Below are 16321 nucleotides of genomic sequence, written 5' to 3'. Positions count from 1 at the left end.
CCGCAAGCCCAGGATTTTAATTAAAAGAAATATTGTTATTTGAAAAATTTATAAAGGCGAATATTTTCTACTTCACGATGATACGTTTTACTTTTCCAACTTTCCGGGTACCTACCCGCACAAGATAGACCCCTCGTGCTGCATAGCTCATATCAAATTCGTACACATAGGCACCTCCATTACTCATCACTTGGTTTTCAATCATCTGTTGTCCAAGTATATTATACACACTTATTCGTAAGGGCTGGTCATAGGTGGTCTCCAGTATAGCCTTAAATTGTTGCTGATCCTGTGAAAGAATAATCAATTCAGCTTCTGAGAGAAGCAAATCTTCAATATCGAGGGTGCTGTCGGTAATGGTAACTGTATAATCGTGAGTTGTCCCATATTGCATTACTGAACAGGGGGAGTTTAAGTCACCACTCCATTGTGGATCTGTATCCCCAGCCCTGATCCTTAATAGATGTTGCCCTAGCGGAGCATCTTCGGGAAGATCAAATTCAAAGCTTTCCCAGGCTTTATAACGGGTTAGAGCCTGGGAAGTAATCACCCTTTCCGAATCTTCAAAAACCGCATTGTCATTAAAATCTATCCACATAGAGAACTGCTCCCTTTCCTGAGCTACAAAAGAGGTTTGCACAGAAACTATATGAGTGCTTTCCGAGCGGTCCAGAGTGGTGGTTTGATCGGTGAAATCGGCATATCCATTTCCGCAGGGGATATTTTCATTCAATAAATCACCAAGCTCAAAAGACCATATCCCGTCACCGAAGCTACAATCACTTCCCTGCGGAATACAATCCATACTCACTACAGTTTCTACTATTGAATCATTCTCAGGTTTTGTATCGGTTTCCAGTAGGGTGCTGGCTTCAATTTTATACCATCCCGATTTTGAAAGATCTAAGGTTTGAGAAAAAGTATAAACCTCATCCTGGCCAACCTCAAGCACTCCCGGGAAATTCTCAACAACACTAAAATTATTTCCAAGCTGATAACTCACCTGGAAATCCTCCTGGGGCATTCCTCCAAAATTTTCTATGGTAACCACCACTTCCTCTGTTGCACCTAAAAATTCTCCTGTCTCAGGGGCGTCTATTGAACTAATGCCTATGTCATTGGGTGGAAGATGCAGGATAGTCTCGGTAAGACCATTATTATTCTCATTCTCATCAGAGGCAAGATTAATACTAACGCTAATTTCGTAGGCTGCTCCCGCTTCAGAAAGATCTACGGTTTCACTAAATGTATACTCTAACATCTCAGTACTTCCCAGGGTCTCCCTAATGGTTTCGGTAACTGTTTCTCCTCCATTAACACTATAACTTACCTCAAAATCTGATTGGGAATTCCTTCCCAGATTCCTGATTCTGATAGTTATTTCCTCATTTTCTCCAAGGGTAGACTCTACTGGGGCTACCAATTTTGTTATGGCAAGGTCATTATTATATTCCGGCGCAATTCTAAAGGTTCCAACCTGGTTAATGCGTTGATCTCCTTCAAAAACTTCGCCTATATACCAGAAGGTTAAGCCATCCGCGGCATCTACACTCATATGAGAATAATCTCCATAACGAAAACTGGGATTGGGACTAATGCCTTCTATAATACTTTCTTCTTCCACAGTCATCACTCCTCTGGGATCTCCCTCAAATCTACCGGTAAAGCGAAGCGAAGGCGGAATTGGTCGCTCCGGGCTGTCATCCAGCACTGTATAGCCTAAACCTATATTCCCTTCAGCATCAATAGCGATACTGCCGCCGAACCTATCACTTTTATCAGGAGCATAAGTACCTTCCTGGTAAACCTGCCATGGAGCTCCATCCTCGCGCTGGCGAAGCTCATACCACCGCACCGCAGCATGTTCGGCTGCACTGGGCTCGATATCTACCACAAAGTTCATCACAACAGAGTTGTGAGTACCAAATCGGCGGTATTGGGTAGCGTACATCATTGTGGCCTGCAGGGCGTCTATATCAGGAGCATCAAAAGGCTGAGCTAAATTTTTAAACGAGCCCCCATCAAAAGTAGAATGAAAAGGAGAGACTCCTTCTCCTGCCCCGAGTTCTTGAGATTCAGAAATTGTAGAATTCTCCGGCTGATCCCAGTCAACGTTCACCAACCATAATTTTAAAAGATCTTCATTGACCCCTTCCCAGGAATCATCCTGCATATAGACTATAGGCGAATTCCCCGGGGGAGGTAATTCCTTCCCATTCACATTGAAACCTGCCGGACTATAAAACCGACTGGTTTTAATTCCGGGAAGCGGAAACCCAATAACCTTTGCAGGTGCTCCCCTTAACATCTTATCCCGCTCCATTACGTAGATAACTTCACTTTGCTCGGCAGTAGTATTGTCTTTATTGGTGGTGAAATAATAACCATCAGACCAAACAGACATTTTTGGATAATCGGGAAACATCCCATTTGTTGGAAATCGGTAGGTATACCACCCAGAATTCACAGGATCTGGGCCTTGAGAAACAGCTATTAAAAAACTTCCCGGAAGCGTATCCATTTGGCTAATAAGATAACGATCGGCATTCTCATCGTAAACCACTATGGGGTCTCCCCCTCTTTCATTGGCAAATTCACCCCCAAAACTGGCAAGATCGGCAGGGGGTGTTAATTGGTTTCCATTTTTATCGAAAATAGAAAAAGCTGCATTCCAGGCGTTAACATAATGATTGGGACCTGCCACTCCAGTAGGATCAGAAGGGGTTGCCCGGGTACTCACAGCCTCAAAATTCAGTTTTTTTTCACCGGAAAGTTTTACATCCCCCATTGTACGCTGCCTTGTGGGGTCTTCCCCTCTGGGCAGCCCTTTCCCCGGTACTATTTTATTAATTCCCCGATTTCTGGGATTAAAGAATTTGTACTCTGTGGTAGGGGAAATAAACCTGGTTTTTGAAAATGCTGCAGATGGCACCGCCTGAGCCGAATCGATATACCCAGGCCCAGCCACCACCCTATCCTGTGCCAGGCCAGGAAGTTGAAAAACAAAAAACAACGCAATTAGTAATAGTATTTTTTTCATCTACAGCAATTCTGGATATATTCTTTAAAAATAATCATTATCAGGATAATAGAAACAAAAGAGGCACCTAATAAACTATTAAATGCCTCTTTTTTAAGATTTAGCTGAATTAAACGAAACTTATCTCAACCATTTTTTAAAGTCGACTTCCTCTTTAATAAGAGATGCCAATTCTGAAATTTTCACACGTTTTTGTTCCATAGTATCCCTGTAGCGCAGCGTTACGGTTCTATCCTCCAGAGAATCATGATCTACGGTAATGCAAAATGGCGTTCCCACGGCATCCTGGCGGCGATACCTTCGACCAATGGCATCTTTTTCGTCATATTGTACCTGGAGATCCCATTTCAATTCTTCAATTATTTCCTGAGCCAGTTCCGGCAACCCATCTTTTTTAACCAGTGGAAGAACGGCAGCCTTGGTAGGAGCCAGCACGGCAGGCAACTTTAAAACCGTTCTACTGCTTCCATCCTCAAGCTCCTCTTCTTTTAGAGACGACGAAAATACTGCCAGGAACATCCGGTCTAAACCAATAGAGGTCTCAATCACGTAAGGAACATAATTCTCTTTAAGCTCAGGATCATAAAACCGCAGCTTCTTTCCTGAATGCTCTTCGTGTGCTTTCAAATCGAAATCTGTACGGGAATGAATTCCTTCCAGTTCCTTGAATCCAAAAGGGAAATTGAATTCAATATCTGTAGCGGCATTGGCGTAATGCGCCATTTTCTCGTGGTCGTGAAAACGGTAGTTTTCTTTCCCCAGGTTAAGGGAATCGTGCCATTTCTGACGGGTTTCTTTCCAATGTTCAAACCATTTCAGCTCTTCGCCGGGCCGCACAAAAAATTGCATTTCCATCTGTTCGAACTCCCGCTGACGGAAGATAAACTGCCTGGCTACAATCTCATTTCTGAAAGCCTTTCCAATTTGTGCTATTCCAAAAGGAATTTTCATCCTTCCGGTTTTCTGAACGTTAGAAAAATTTACGAAGATTCCCTGGGCTGTCTCGGGACGCAGGTATAAATCTGAAGCAGTATCGGCCGAAGCGCCTAACTTTGTGCCAAACATAAGGTTGAATTGCTTGACATTGGTCCAGTTCTTTGAACCACTTTCAGGGCAGGCTATTCCCAATTCCTCAATAAGAGCTTTTACATCGTCCAGATCTTCTTCGGTTAACGACTTTGCAAGCCGCTCAAGAATCTCCTTTTGTTCCTTGCGGTAACGAATAACCCGTGGATTGGTAGTCACAAATTCCTCTTCATTAAAGGCATCTCCAAAACGCTTTCGTGCTTTGGCAATTTCCTTCTCCGCCTTTTGATGGATCTTTTCGGCATAATCCTCCACCAACACATCGGCGCGGTAACGTTTTTTAGAATCTTTATTATCAATTAACGGATCATTAAAAGCATCTACGTGGCCTGAAGCCTTCCAGGTGGTAGGATGCATTAGTATTGCGGCATCAAGACCAACAATGTTCTGGTGCAGTTGCACCATGCTTTTCCACCAGTAATCTTTGATGTTCTTTTTTAATTCGGCCCCGTTCTGACCATAGTCGTAAACGGCGCTTAATCCGTCATAAATTTCACTCGACGCAAAAATATACCCATACTCTTTAGCATGGGATATTACATTTTTAAATAAATCTTCTTGTTTTGCCATAGCGCAAAAATAAAAAAACCGCCCCGATATTAGTCAAGGCGGCCTTTGAAATTTAAATTTTTAATTATCTAAGGCTAAATGATCCTGTTCCCAGCAACACGTCTTCAGCATAGACATACACCTTATAATTTCCTTCCAGCAATTTATCTTCCTGGGTGTTGGCTAAAATACAAACATCCAGCTCGTTGTTTTCATAGTACACCTTAGAGGCCGCACTATACACCATTGGACCGCCCTCGTGATTTACCACAATTTCGTCGCCTACCAATTCGTTTTCGGGATTATAAACCTGAACATACATATTTCTTTCTCCCGGGCCGGCAAGATCATTTGCCGTAATGGTAAAACAGGTCCTTATCTGGTCTATCCTTCGGGTGCGGTCGTTTTCTACCAGCTTTCCGCTGTTTCTCACAATTACTCCTTCTCCTGAGAGACTGGTAATTTTAAGTTGTGAAGCTCGGTCTACTTTATTGGAAAGATTCTGATTGGTACTCTGAAGAGAATCTGAAATTCGGGTTCTTTCCTGGAGGACCACGTTAGTACTATCAAGCGTTGTTGCCATTCTCTGATTTTGGGCGCTTAAACTATCCACGACCCTGAATAAACGTTCCCGCTCAATTTTGAGGTTTGAAATCTCCCTTTGCAGACGGGTATTCATGGCGTAAGTAGCATCGTAATCTTTAACCGAATCCAGGAGACGCTCTATCCTATCGCGTGCGTTCACAAGATCCTGATCCAGCACTTCATTTTCTTCGATCGCCTCGTCATATTTAATGATAAGGTCATTAAGTTCATCTTCAATTACGGCTTTTTCCTTTTGGAGAATTGCCTTATTTTCTTTCTCTTCATTGTAAAATTTAACGGTATAGATGCCCAAAACTAAAAGGGCGATTGCCAGAATACCGGTTAAGACCTTCAAGGCTGTATTGTTCTTCTTTTCAGTCATCATATAATAGAATTTAGTTTGTAAATTTATGAGTTTAGTAAGGGAACCGACAAGATGTTAACAAATGTTTCACGATTTACTTAATTTATTCTACCCGAAAATTTGCAATGCTTGCGAAACGGAATTAGTTGCTCACGAAACTATTATATGTACTTCTTGTCTTCACGAGCTTCCACTCACTAACTTCCACCTTGATAACGAGAACGCTACAAAAAAAGTATTTTCAGGAAGACTTAGTATCGAAAATGCTACTTCCCTCTTGTATTTTAAAAAAAAGGGGCTGGTTCAGCAACTAATTCATAATCTTAAATATCGAGGCAATCGGGAAATAGGAAGTTTCCTGGGACAATGGCTTGGGGAGGAACTGGCAAAAATTCCTGCTTACACCCAAATCGATGCGGTGGTACCGGTACCGCTGCACCGGAAAAAATTAAGATCCCGCGGTTTTAATCAGGTTGAGGGTTTTGGGAAGGAGATCGCAAATAGCCTGGATGCCCTATACGTGGATGACGTTCTTGTGAAAAAATCGGCCACTACTACCCAAACCCTGAAAAAACGATTAAGCCGCTGGGGAAATATTGACGAAACTTTTATGATAGAAAATCCCGAAAAACTTGAGAAAAAACACCTTCTGCTTGTAGACGATTTAATCACAACCGGCGCTACTATGGAGGCTTGCGTGTTAAAGCTTCAAAAGATAAATGGAGTAAAGATAAGCCTGGCAAGTATGGCAATTACCGATTGATGTTTGCCACAAAACCCAAAATAATCGTTTCTTTGTCTAAAGATTCATCGCAAAAGTATGCTTAAACGAATTCCTAATTTTCTGTTTGTAATTGTCCTGGCCCTGGGAATGGTTCAATGTGCAAAAAAAGGAATGCCACAGGGAGGCCCCGAAGATGAGGAACCCCCAAAATTTTTGAGGGCCAGCCCAGAAAATTTCAGCACTAACTTTAAGGGTGATGAGATACGCATCTATTTTAACGAATACATCAAACTAAACAAACCCCAGGAGCAGATTATCATCTCGCCTCCTATGGATCCCAAGCCTACCATTCTTCCTTTGGGAAGCGCAAGAAAAGATATCAGGATCGAGATCTTTGATACCCTGCAGGAAAATACCACCTATACCATCAACTTCGGAAAAAGTATAGTAGATAATAATGAAGGCAATGAATTAGATTATTTTAAATATGTTTTTTCTACCGGAGATTATCTCGATTCGCTTTCGGTGCAGGGCACTGTGGATGATGCTTCCCTAAAAGAGCTTACAGCACCGGTTTCAATCTTTTTATATGAACTGGACTCTACATATTCCGATTCTATCGTCTACAAAGAAAACCCGAGATATGTAACCTATTCTAAGGATAGCGTTTTCACTTTTGAACTCGAAAATCTTAAGGCAGGAACTTACAAAATGATCGCGATTCAGGATAAAAATGCTAATTATAAATTCAATCCTAAATCAGAAAAAATAGGCTTTATTGAAGAATCAATTAGCCTTCCAACAGATACCAGCTATCATATTACGCTTTTTAAAGAAGAACTGGAATTTAGTGTGCAAAGGCCCAAATTATTAAAAGGAAACCAGATCCTTTTTGGCTATGAAGGAGTTACAGATTTGGATAGTCTTGAGATTACTCTTTTAAATGCAAAACCTGAAGGCTTTCGTTCTAGAATTATAAAAGACCCCAAAACCGATACGCTTTATTACTGGTATAACCAAAAACCGGAATCAGACAGCCTTTCTTTTGAAATAGTGAGCCCTGAAAAGAGAGATACGCTCTTTACCAAGATTTCTGAACTTGAACGCGACACCCTTAAAGTAACCACTGAACCAAGTGGAAATATCGAATTCAACCAAAGCTTTAAATTTCGAGCCAATACCCCCCTTGTCGGAAGCAATGCAGACCTGATAAGAATTCTCGATAAAGATTCGGCTGAAGTAAATTTTTCTGCAGAACTTTTACTCATTAAAAATGAACTTCAACTTCAATTTGAGAAAGAAGAGAACAACAAATACCAGATACGGGCATTACCCGGGGCCCTAACCGATCTCTTCGGAAAGACCAACGACACCATCAACCAGCAAATTACTACAAAACCATATTCTGAATATGGCAGCGTGATGCTAAGGCTTCAAAATGTAAACAACTTCCCTATAATTGCTCAATTAACCAACCTGGAAGGGGAAGTACAAGCCGAAAGATTTTCAGAAAGCGAAACAAATTTTAATTTCAGATTCCTGAAACCGGCAAAATACCTGGTGCGCGTAATTATAGATGATAACGGCAACCAGCAATGGGATACCGGCAATTACCTGGAGAAACGCCAGGCAGAAAGGATTATTTATCATAGTGACACCCTGGAGGTTCGCTCTAACTGGGATTTAAACGAAAGTTTTATTTTAGAGTAAATTCATCTCTATCCTGAAGAAATTTTAACTGCTTTCTGGTTTTTTCCAGGTGGTTCTTATCCAGACTAACCTCCTCGACAAAGGGCAATTCCCTGTTCTCTCCCGTTAAGTTTTTTCCTAAACAATCGTAAGCCGCGCTATGTCCTGAATAAAAATGGCCACCACCATCGGTACCGGTTCGGTTAATGCCGATGCAGTAACTCATATTTTCAATCGCTCTGGCTTTCAATAACGCATCCCAGGCTGCCACTCTCTTATCGGGCCAATTAGCAACATAAATTAGAAGATCGTAATCTTCAGTATTTCTTGCCCAGATGGGAAAACGGAGATCGTAACAAATAAGCGGACAAATTTTCCATCCTTTATATTCCACAATTAACCTCTCTTTTCCGCCGGTATAGGTTTCATCTTCTTTGGCCAAGGTGAAGGTGTGGCGCTTATCATAGATTTTAAAATTCCCGTCGGGAAAGACAAAGAACAGACGGTTATAATAGTTTCCGTTTTCAGTAATAATAAGGCTCCCGGTTACTGCAGCATTTTTAAGTGCAGCCATCTCCCGCATCCAATTAAAACTGAGACCATCATTTCTTTCCGCTAACTTTTCAGCATTCATGCTGAAACCGGTGGTAAACATTTCAGGCAAAATAATAAGGTCTACCTCATCTGAAAGTGCTTTAATTTCTTTTGAAAACAAACTGCGGTTAGCCTGTGGGTCTTCCCATGTGAGGTCTACCTGTAACAAAGCTGTATTTAGTGATTTACTCATAGCTTAAAATTATTAAATTTTAAACAACTCATCCCAATTACATGTTAAACAATTGCAGAAAAAAGGGCTATTAAATAGCTTTAACTAATAAAATTTACACGACATGAAACTAACTGCCTTTTTAAACAAAGATACTTACACCCCTGATACACAAAGAGCACTAATTTCGGGGTTTCTGGGGGGTCTCGCCGGAACCGCGGTTAAAAGTATAGTAGAACGCTACTTGCCGGTAAGAAAAGTGGAGCAACGCTCAGCACAGATCAAAGTTTTAGATGATCTTTCTACCAGGATTACAGGCGGCCCTATAAGCGTGCAAAACGAAGCATTGGCCGAGCAGCTGGTGAATTTCCCTATTGGTGCAAGCGTAGGAGCCGCTTATGGCTACGGAAAAAAGGACAAAGATCATCTTAAAATTACTGATGGGGTTATACTTGGTAGCACCACCTGGTTTACCACTCATGAAACCTCATTGCCACTGATAGGCCTGGAAGAAAATCCAAAGGATATCCCGCTTAAAACCCAGGCAAATGAGTTATTTGCTCACGTACTTTTTGGAGTGACCACCGAGCTGGTTAGAAATTATGTAAACAGGAAACTGAAGAACTATTAAATCATTTCTCGAGCTGCTCCAGCATCCGGCGTATTCTGTCTTCCAGCTTTTCTGAAGACAATTTCTCCCGAAGCCTGTCGGTAATAATAGGAAAGGAAAAGGGGGTGGGTTTTTCGCAGTTTTTCCATACGATATCCTGGGAGGCTATTCGCTCCATCGCCAATCTCAACCGGCCTTCCTCTAATTGATGCTCGAAGGTTTCCCTAAAGGCCTGTTGATAAAGTAAATTATCTTCTTCATAATCTCTGAACACGCCAAAAAGCAATTGCGAATTGCTCTGAAGATGTTTGCTTTTTATCAATTTATTCGGATATCCGGTAAAGACCATTCCCGCAATCACCGCAATATCCCTGAATTTCCTTCGGGCCATTTCAGTGGCATTCAAACTTTTGTATAAATCGTCCATTAGAAACGCTGAAGAAAACAGCTCGTTATCCAAAACCTGCTGCATATCGATTTCCTGATCTGAAAGCAATTCAAAACCATAATCGTTAAAGGCGATCGAAAAAGTTACAGGCATGAGTAAGCTAATTCGATATGCCATTAAACTTCCCAGTGCCTCGTGCACGAATCTTCCTTCAAAAGGGTAAAATATCGCGTGATAGCCTTCCCGGGTTTTAAAAGTTTCGATTAGAAATTCATCCTTGCCGGGAATAATAGATTCTTTTTGCTGTCTTTTTAAAATAGGTTGCATGGCCTGCAATTCTGCCGATTTTTTCTTACCGGAGCTCACCGATTCAGCCGCGGTATACATCTCTTCCCTCAGTAGCTCACTCATCTGCGCCGAAAAGGTCATTCTTCCCCCTGCCCAGCTCGGAACTTTGGAGGTTTTTTGTTTCGAGGTCTTTACCAGCACCTGCATATTTTTAATTCGTATCAACTCGAGATTTCGCCCGGCGAAGGTAAAGACGTCGCCGGGATTAAGTTTAGAGATAAACCATTCTTCAATGGTACCTAAATAACCGCCTTTCAGGTATTTTACACTTAAAACCGCATCGCTCACAATAGTCCCTATTTGCAAACGATGTCTCATCGCAGTGGCACGATTATTCACCTTAAACCGGCCATCTTCTTCTATTTCTACTTTTTTATATTCATCGTATGCCTGCAGGCACTGACTTCCTTTCGTGATAAAATTCAAGACCCAGCGCCATTCCTCTTCTGTAATTCCCTGGAAACAAAAAGTAGATTTCACCTCCGGCCATATTTCCTTCGGAAAAAACCCGTTAGAAACCGCCAGGGTGGTTAGATACTGCACTAACACATCAAAACTAAGCAGGTAGGGAATCCTGTCTTCTACAGCCATAGTTTTTACGGCTTTCTGCAGTGCTGAAGCTTCAATGAGTTCAATAGCGTGGGTGGGCAAAAAATAAATTACACTCTCCTGCCCGGGTTTGTGCCCACTACGCCCGGCGCGTTGTAAAAATCTGGCTACCCCTTTGGGTCCTCCTATCTGTATTATGGTCTCCACCGGGGCAAAATCAACTCCCAGGTCCAGGCTGGAAGTGGCCACTACGGCTTTTAAACTTTCATTGCGTATAGCCTGTTCCACCCATAGACGGGTTTCTTTATTGATGCTTCCATGATGCATCGCCAATTCCCCGGCAAATTCAGGGTATTTATGAATGAGCTTTTGAAACCATAATTCACACTGGGAGCGGGTGTTAGTAAAAAGCAGTGTAGTCCTCGATTTTTTTATAATCGGGACCACCTCATCTATTAAATGCAAGCCAAGATGCCCTCGCCAGGGAAACCTTTCCATTTTCTCAGGAATAATCGAATGAACCTTTATTTTCTTTTTAAGATTAGCTCTAACCAAAACCGAATTCTGGAAAGCTTCGGAGTCGGGACCTAAAAGAACTTCCCGCGCCTGCTCGAGATTTCCAATCGTAGCCGAAATTCCCCAGATTCTCAGCTTTTCAGAAAGGCTTTTCAATCTCGATAGAGCCAGCTCCATCTGCACTCCGCGTTTGGTACCCAGCAATTCATGCCATTCGTCTACAACCACGGCATTGAGATTTTTAAATGTCTTATCGTAATTCTTTGAAGAAAGCAAAAGCTGCAAGCTTTCAGGAGTAGTGATTAAAAGATCTGGCATAGCTCTTTTTTGAGCTGCTCTTTCTTTTTGAGAGGTATCGCCGGTGCGGATTCCAACTGTTAATCCGCTACCCAATTCATCGGCAAACCGGCTCGCCGCCTGTTCAATTTCTACCGAAAGCGCCCGAAGAGGTGTGATCCAGATCGCCTTTAGTCCTTTTTTATGCTGAGTTTTATAGTCTGGGTTATTTTTTATGTAATCCAAAACAATGGGGATCCAGAGCGCATAAGTTTTTCCACTACCCGTGGGGGCATTCAACAGGCCATTTTTTCCCTGCAAAAAAGCCGCCCAGGTTTGTTTCTGAAAGGCAAAAGGCTTCCAGTCCTGTTGTTCAAACCAGGTTTCGGCTAATTTTATAAGTTGGTTTTTGTTCATTTCTGAAAGGACCATACTGGTTTTAAAGATTGGATGGTTTATTTAGGTATCAATGCCTTCAACTCTTCCAGCGTATTTGCCTCGTGGATATTCTTATCGGTTCGCCAGCGTACCATCCTGGGAAAACGGGTTGCTACTCCGCTTTTATGCCGTTTAGATTCGGCTATCCCTTCAAAAGCGATCTCAAAAACGTGGTGGGGAGTTACACTTCGCACAGGGCCAAAACGTTCCAGAGTGTTTTTTTTAATCCAGTTATCCAGTTTTCTGAATTCTGCATCGGTGAGGCCGGAGTATGCTTTAGCAAAGGTTACCAGCTCTTTTTTCTCTTCATCCCATAATCCGAAAGTATAATCGGTGAAGAGGTTGCTCCTTCTTCCGTGGCCACGCATCGCATAGGTAAGCACCGCATCAACCGTAAGGGGGTCGACCTTCCATTTCCACCAATCGCCTTTTTTTCTTCCCACCAAGTAAGGAGAATCAAGACGTTTCAACATTAAGCCTTCCGATTTTTCTTCCCGTGCTCTTTCTCTTTCTTCTGCCACTTCCGCCCAGGATTGAAACGAAATTTTCTCAGATAAATGCAGTGGGAAATCTTCAGAAGAGACCTCAGCATAAAGCAATTCGAGAATTTTTCTTCTTTCAGCAAAAGGATGATTCCTGATGTCTTTTCCCTTCCACTCCAAAATATCGTATGCCTTAAGAATAACCGGGTTCTTTTTTAGCAGATTTTTACTGATGTTTTTCCTTCCAATTCGGGTTTGAAGATCATTAAAAGTTCCTATTTGCCCATTGGGATAAGAAAGAATCTCGGCATCTAATACGGTCCCATTAGGAATAGTGCCTACAAACTCCTGAAATTCGGGGTATTTATCGGTTACGAGTTCTTCCCCCCGGCTCCAAACGAATAATTCATCGTTGCGAACAATCACCTGGGAGCGAATACCATCCCATTTATGCTCGGCACTCCATTGAGAAACGTCCCCCAGGTCTTCCACATCGCCTTCCAGGGCGTAGGCCAGATAGAACGGATAAGGTTTAGATAAATAATCCTCTTCATTTTCTTCTAAAATAAGACTTGAAAAGCTCGTTTCGGAAGGATTCCAGTTACCCATCATTTTATAAGCCAGAATATCTTCATCGATATCTGTAGCCCGGGAAAGTGCCCGGGTCATTAATTTCTGACTCACGCCTATCCTGAAACTTCCAGTGATAAGTTTGGTAAAGACAAAACGTTCGTAATAATTTAGCGCCAGCCAATTTTCGAGAAGATAGTCTTTTTTTTCTTCTTCACTTCGAGACTTGAGCTCGATAATCTCCTGAAGAAACTGATTCAAACTTTTTTCTGAAGATTCCTCTGCCGGGGGAATTACCAGGGCAATGGTTTCTGCCAGGTCTCCCACGATATGATAGGATTCCTCAAATAACCACAGCGGAATTTCTGCCAATTCTGAAGCCCAGTTGCGCATCAAGGTTGTATTTACAGGTCGTGGTGGCCGGCGGTGCGAGAGAATTGCTATGGTCCAGACTTTATCCTTTTCGGGTGCCTCTTTAAAATAATTAGTGAGGGCCTCAACCTTCAGGCTTGTTTTATTGGTGGTATCCAAGGTTTTTATTAATGCTGCAAATTTCTTCATAGCGCTGGAGTTTCCGTGAAGGTGGAAATCTAAATTTCAGTTTCATTTTTTGTTTCCAATTCTCCCATTTCTCCTTCATATTGCGTTGCTACGGTTCTGGCATCGTAACCCTGCTCGCACAGAAATCGGGAAAAAATATCGGTATAACCGTGAGTACATATGATCTTTGAAGCTTCTGTAGCTTTTATAGACTTCAGCAAGCCCTGCCAATCACAATGATCTGATAGAACAAAACCACGATCAATAGCTCGCCGTCTTCTGGCTCCTCTAAAAATCATCCATCCACTTGCTGAAGCGGTAACATAAGGTGTCATTTTTTTGATCCAGGTCGTGCCGTGAGCGCTTGGTGGTGCAATTACTATATTTCCTTTTATTTCCTCCTTTTTTACTTCCCGGGTAATTCTGGTTGTCTTCGGGAATTTTAACTGAGACCGGAGTACTTCTGTCATGTTTTCTATCGCGCCGTGAGTATAAATTTTTCCGATGGAAGCATCTAAATGTTTGAGCAGGCGCTGGGCCTTGCCAAGTGAATATCCAAAGAGCACCGAAGTTCTGCCGTCTTCCTTATTCTGTCGCCACCAGGCATTGATCTCCTCGAAGACCTCCTCCTGGGCTTGCCATTTAAAAGCGGGTAGCCCGAAAGTGCATTCGGTAATAAAAGTATGGCACTTCACCGGTTCATAAGGTACCGCCACGCCATCATTTTCATCTTTATAGTCTCCACTAAAAACCCATACCTCTCCCTTATATTCTACCCGAATCTGGCTAGACCCAATAATATGACCGGCCGGATGAAGTGAAAATTTTACGCCGTTGATTGTAAAACTTTCATTCCATTCCTTTCCGCTGACTTCAATATCCCCCAACCGGTGTTTTATAATGGGGATATTAGTATGGTGAGTTATATATTTTTTGTGCCCCCATCTGGAATGATCGGCGTGGCCAGGAGAAATAATAGCTTTATCTACCGGTTTCCAGGGATCGAGGTAGACATCGGCAATGGCACAATAAATACCTTTATCATCAAAAACTAATAGAGGTTTTTCCATTTTTCTTCAGAGCTTATATTTGAAAATACCCAAATTGCCCCTCATAAAAAAAGGATTAAGAAAAGATTAGCGAAAGTCCAAACCGATCTGCTTTTTTAGCAGACTTTTAAAAGGAAAAGGTTCTGGCTTTAGCTATATTTGTAGTATAAAACCTAAATAAATGTCAATTTCAGATTTATTCGGATCGGGGGAACACCTCCGAAACATCAACCATTTTGCCTGCATCGTCAACCTGGCAAGTGTGGATGGGGAGATCAACGAACAAGAGAAAACCCTTTTAAAACGCTTTGCTCATAAGATGGACATTACCGAAACAGAATATAAAACGGTAGTTAGAAATCCTCAGGAATTTCCTGTTAGCTCCTGCAATAGTGTAGAACAGCGTCTGGAACGCCTGCATGATCTTTTTAAAATTATTTTTGCCGACAATCATATAGATCGTGAGGAAGAGGAACTAATTAAACGTTACGCCATCGGCTTAGGCTTCTCCAGCGCGGCTTCTGAAGCTATTATCAAACGGTCTATCCAGATTTTCACAGGACAAATAAGCTTTGAAGACTATAAATCTCTTCTTGATAAGAAGGAATGATATCTTATTGAAATAATAAACGGAAAAATCCCACTGGAGTGGGATTTTTCTATTTTAAACCAGTATTAGTTCTACTGGAATTTCCTCATAAACTCTTCGGCTTTCTCGACCATTTTTTTGCTTCCTGCAAAAAATGGTGCCCGCTGGTGTAACTCTGTGGGTTGGATATCCATTATTCGGGAATAACCATCGCTAGCCTTGCCTCCGGCCTGTTCTATTATATAGGCCATAGGATTGCATTCATAGAGTAGTCGCAATTTGCCATTAAAAGCTTTTGAACTTTTAGGGTAAATGAATATTCCGCCTTTAATCATATTTCGGTGAATATCAGAAACCATGGAACCGATATACCTGGAAGTATAAGGCCTGTCGTCGTCTTCTTCCTGGCAGTATTTGATGTATTTTTTCACACCTTCCGGGAAATGGACATAATTACCCTCGTTAATAGAATAAATTCTGCCGTTTTCAGGAAATTTCATATCCGGATGCGAGAGATACCAGGAACCCAGAGCCGGATTCAGGGTGAATCCATTCACCCCATGACCTGTGGTATAAACCAGCATTGTAGAAGTACCGTAAATAATATAGCCGGCCGCCACCTGTTTATTCCCCGGCTGGAGAAAGTCTTCTTTGGTTACCGGAGTGCCAATAGGCGTTACCCGACGATAAACAGAAAAAATAGTTCCTACAGAAACATTCACATCAATATTAGAACTCCCGTCAAGCGGATCCATCAAGACCACGTACTTATTTTTATGGTCGTTGTTACAGCCTGAAATCGTGATAAAATCATCGTTTTCTTCGGAGGCTATTCCGCATACGATCTCCCTGTTGGTAAGGGTTTGAATAAATTTTTGATTGGCATAAACATCCAGTTTTTGCTGGTCTTCTCCCTGGATATTGGTTTCGCCGTAAGCCCCGATAATATCAACCAATCCGGCTTTATTCACCTCGTGGTTTACCACTTTTGCCGCAAGGCGTATGGAGTTAATCAATCTGGACAATTCGCCTGAAGAATAAGGGAAATCTGCCTGATTATCTATTATAAATTCCCCAAGGGTTTGATATTGTTTAGCCATTATTTTGATTTTATAGACCAAAAATATTTAAAATAAACACTTGCTACAACGTTTTCGTTAATT

The 16321-nt window shown here is 41.9% G+C and carries 12 protein-coding genes; 4 read left to right on the top strand and 8 right to left on the bottom strand.

Annotation, left to right across the window (positions count from 1 at the left end; all coding sequences use genetic code 11):
* Window positions 1-67 precede the first annotated feature (67 nt).
* The 3 genes from BUW93_RS01520 to BUW93_RS01510 form a co-directional block, all read right to left on the bottom strand.
* A complete protein-coding gene (locus tag BUW93_RS01520; RefSeq protein WP_081208507.1) occupies window positions 68-3040 on the bottom strand; it encodes a GEVED domain-containing protein in 2973 nt (990 codons plus the stop codon).
* Between the two features lie 120 nt (window positions 3041-3160).
* A complete protein-coding gene (locus BUW93_RS01515; protein WP_081208506.1) occupies window positions 3161-4696 on the bottom strand; it encodes a glycine--tRNA ligase in 1536 nt (511 codons plus the stop codon).
* Window positions 4697-4760: 64 nt separating this feature from the next.
* On the bottom strand, window positions 4761-5645 hold the full coding sequence (locus BUW93_RS01510) for a hypothetical protein (RefSeq protein WP_081208504.1): 885 nt from the start codon (window positions 5643-5645) through the stop codon (window positions 4761-4763).
* Between the two features lie 61 nt (window positions 5646-5706).
* On the opposite strand from BUW93_RS01510, the gene BUW93_RS01505 reads away from it, so the two are divergent.
* Both BUW93_RS01505 and BUW93_RS01500 read left to right on the top strand, forming a co-directional pair.
* Window positions 5707-6387 (top strand): ComF family protein, encoded by a 681-nt coding sequence (locus BUW93_RS01505; protein ID WP_081208503.1) that lies wholly within the window; start codon window positions 5707-5709, stop codon window positions 6385-6387.
* Between the two features lie 57 nt (window positions 6388-6444).
* Window positions 6445-8058 carry an Ig-like domain-containing protein gene (locus BUW93_RS01500; protein ID WP_081208502.1) on the top strand — a complete coding sequence of 538 codons (1614 nt, stop codon included), beginning with the start codon at window positions 6445-6447 and terminating at the stop codon, window positions 8056-8058.
* Here the strand turns inward: BUW93_RS01500 and BUW93_RS01495 are convergent.
* Window positions 8045-8824, bottom strand: a complete 780-nt coding sequence (locus BUW93_RS01495) for an amidohydrolase (protein WP_081208501.1) — start codon at window positions 8822-8824, stop codon at window positions 8045-8047. The genes BUW93_RS01500 and BUW93_RS01495 overlap by 14 nt on opposite strands.
* A 103-nt stretch (window positions 8825-8927) precedes the next feature.
* On the opposite strand from BUW93_RS01495, the gene BUW93_RS01490 reads away from it, so the two are divergent.
* Entirely contained in the window at window positions 8928-9434 is a 507-nt protein-coding gene (locus BUW93_RS01490; RefSeq protein ID WP_081208499.1) for a DUF1440 domain-containing protein, read from the top strand.
* Between the two features lies 1 nt (window position 9435).
* On the opposite strand, the gene BUW93_RS01485 is transcribed toward BUW93_RS01490, so the two are convergent.
* From BUW93_RS01485 to BUW93_RS01475, 3 genes are read right to left on the bottom strand one after another with little or no spacing between them, the layout of a single operon-like run.
* Window positions 9436-11907, bottom strand: a complete 2472-nt coding sequence (locus tag BUW93_RS01485) for a ligase-associated DNA damage response DEXH box helicase (protein WP_081208497.1) — start codon at window positions 11905-11907, stop codon at window positions 9436-9438.
* 38 nt (window positions 11908-11945) lie between these two features.
* Entirely contained in the window at window positions 11946-13541 is a 1596-nt protein-coding gene (locus BUW93_RS01480) for an ATP-dependent DNA ligase (protein ID WP_081208495.1), read from the bottom strand.
* Between the two features lie 29 nt (window positions 13542-13570).
* Window positions 13571-14590 carry a ligase-associated DNA damage response exonuclease gene (locus BUW93_RS01475; RefSeq protein ID WP_081208493.1) on the bottom strand — a complete coding sequence of 340 codons (1020 nt, stop codon included), beginning with the start codon at window positions 14588-14590 and terminating at the stop codon, window positions 13571-13573.
* 160 nt (window positions 14591-14750) lie between these two features.
* Here BUW93_RS01475 and BUW93_RS01470 point away from each other — a divergent pair, with 160 nt between their 5' ends.
* A complete protein-coding gene (locus BUW93_RS01470; protein WP_081208491.1) occupies window positions 14751-15179 on the top strand; it encodes a TerB family tellurite resistance protein in 429 nt (142 codons plus the stop codon).
* Window positions 15180-15250: 71 nt separating this feature from the next.
* On the opposite strand, the gene fbp is transcribed toward BUW93_RS01470, so the two are convergent.
* Window positions 15251-16258: a class 1 fructose-bisphosphatase gene (gene fbp, locus BUW93_RS01465; RefSeq protein WP_081208489.1), complete on the bottom strand. Its 1008-nt coding sequence runs from the start codon at window positions 16256-16258 to the stop codon at window positions 15251-15253.
* Window positions 16259-16321 lie beyond the last annotated feature (63 nt).

The sequence above is a fragment of the Salegentibacter sediminis genome (genome assembly GCF_002078605.1).
Taxonomy (GTDB): domain Bacteria; phylum Bacteroidota; class Bacteroidia; order Flavobacteriales; family Flavobacteriaceae; genus Salegentibacter; species Salegentibacter sediminis.
Note: the sequence above shows the minus strand (reverse complement) of the source record. Positions and strands in the feature narration are given on the sequence as shown.

Excerpts from the sequence above, each read along its gene's own strand:
- BUW93_RS01470 (WP_081208491.1), top strand. The coding sequence starts at position 14,751 with ATGTCAATTTCAGATTTATTCGGATCGGGGGAACACCTCCGAAACATC.
- BUW93_RS01475 (WP_081208493.1), bottom strand. The coding sequence starts at position 14,590 with ATGGAAAAACCTCTATTAGTTTTTGATGATAAAGGTATTTATTGTGCC.
- BUW93_RS01490 (WP_081208499.1), top strand. The coding sequence starts at position 8,928 with ATGAAACTAACTGCCTTTTTAAACAAAGATACTTACACCCCTGATACA.
- BUW93_RS01480 (WP_081208495.1), bottom strand. The coding sequence starts at position 13,541 with ATGAAGAAATTTGCAGCATTAATAAAAACCTTGGATACCACCAATAAA.
- BUW93_RS01485 (WP_081208497.1), bottom strand. The coding sequence starts at position 11,907 with ATGAACAAAAACCAACTTATAAAATTAGCCGAAACCTGGTTTGAACAA.
- fbp (WP_081208489.1), bottom strand. The coding sequence starts at position 16,258 with ATGGCTAAACAATATCAAACCCTTGGGGAATTTATAATAGATAATCAG.
- BUW93_RS01500 (WP_081208502.1), top strand. The coding sequence starts at position 6,445 with ATGCTTAAACGAATTCCTAATTTTCTGTTTGTAATTGTCCTGGCCCTG.
- BUW93_RS01505 (WP_081208503.1), top strand. The coding sequence starts at position 5,707 with ATGTTTCACGATTTACTTAATTTATTCTACCCGAAAATTTGCAATGCT.
- BUW93_RS01495 (WP_081208501.1), bottom strand. The coding sequence starts at position 8,824 with ATGAGTAAATCACTAAATACAGCTTTGTTACAGGTAGACCTCACATGG.
- BUW93_RS01515 (WP_081208506.1), bottom strand. The coding sequence starts at position 4,696 with ATGGCAAAACAAGAAGATTTATTTAAAAATGTAATATCCCATGCTAAA.
- BUW93_RS01520 (WP_081208507.1), bottom strand. The coding sequence starts at position 3,040 with ATGAAAAAAATACTATTACTAATTGCGTTGTTTTTTGTTTTTCAACTT.
- BUW93_RS01510 (WP_081208504.1), bottom strand. The coding sequence starts at position 5,645 with ATGATGACTGAAAAGAAGAACAATACAGCCTTGAAGGTCTTAACCGGT.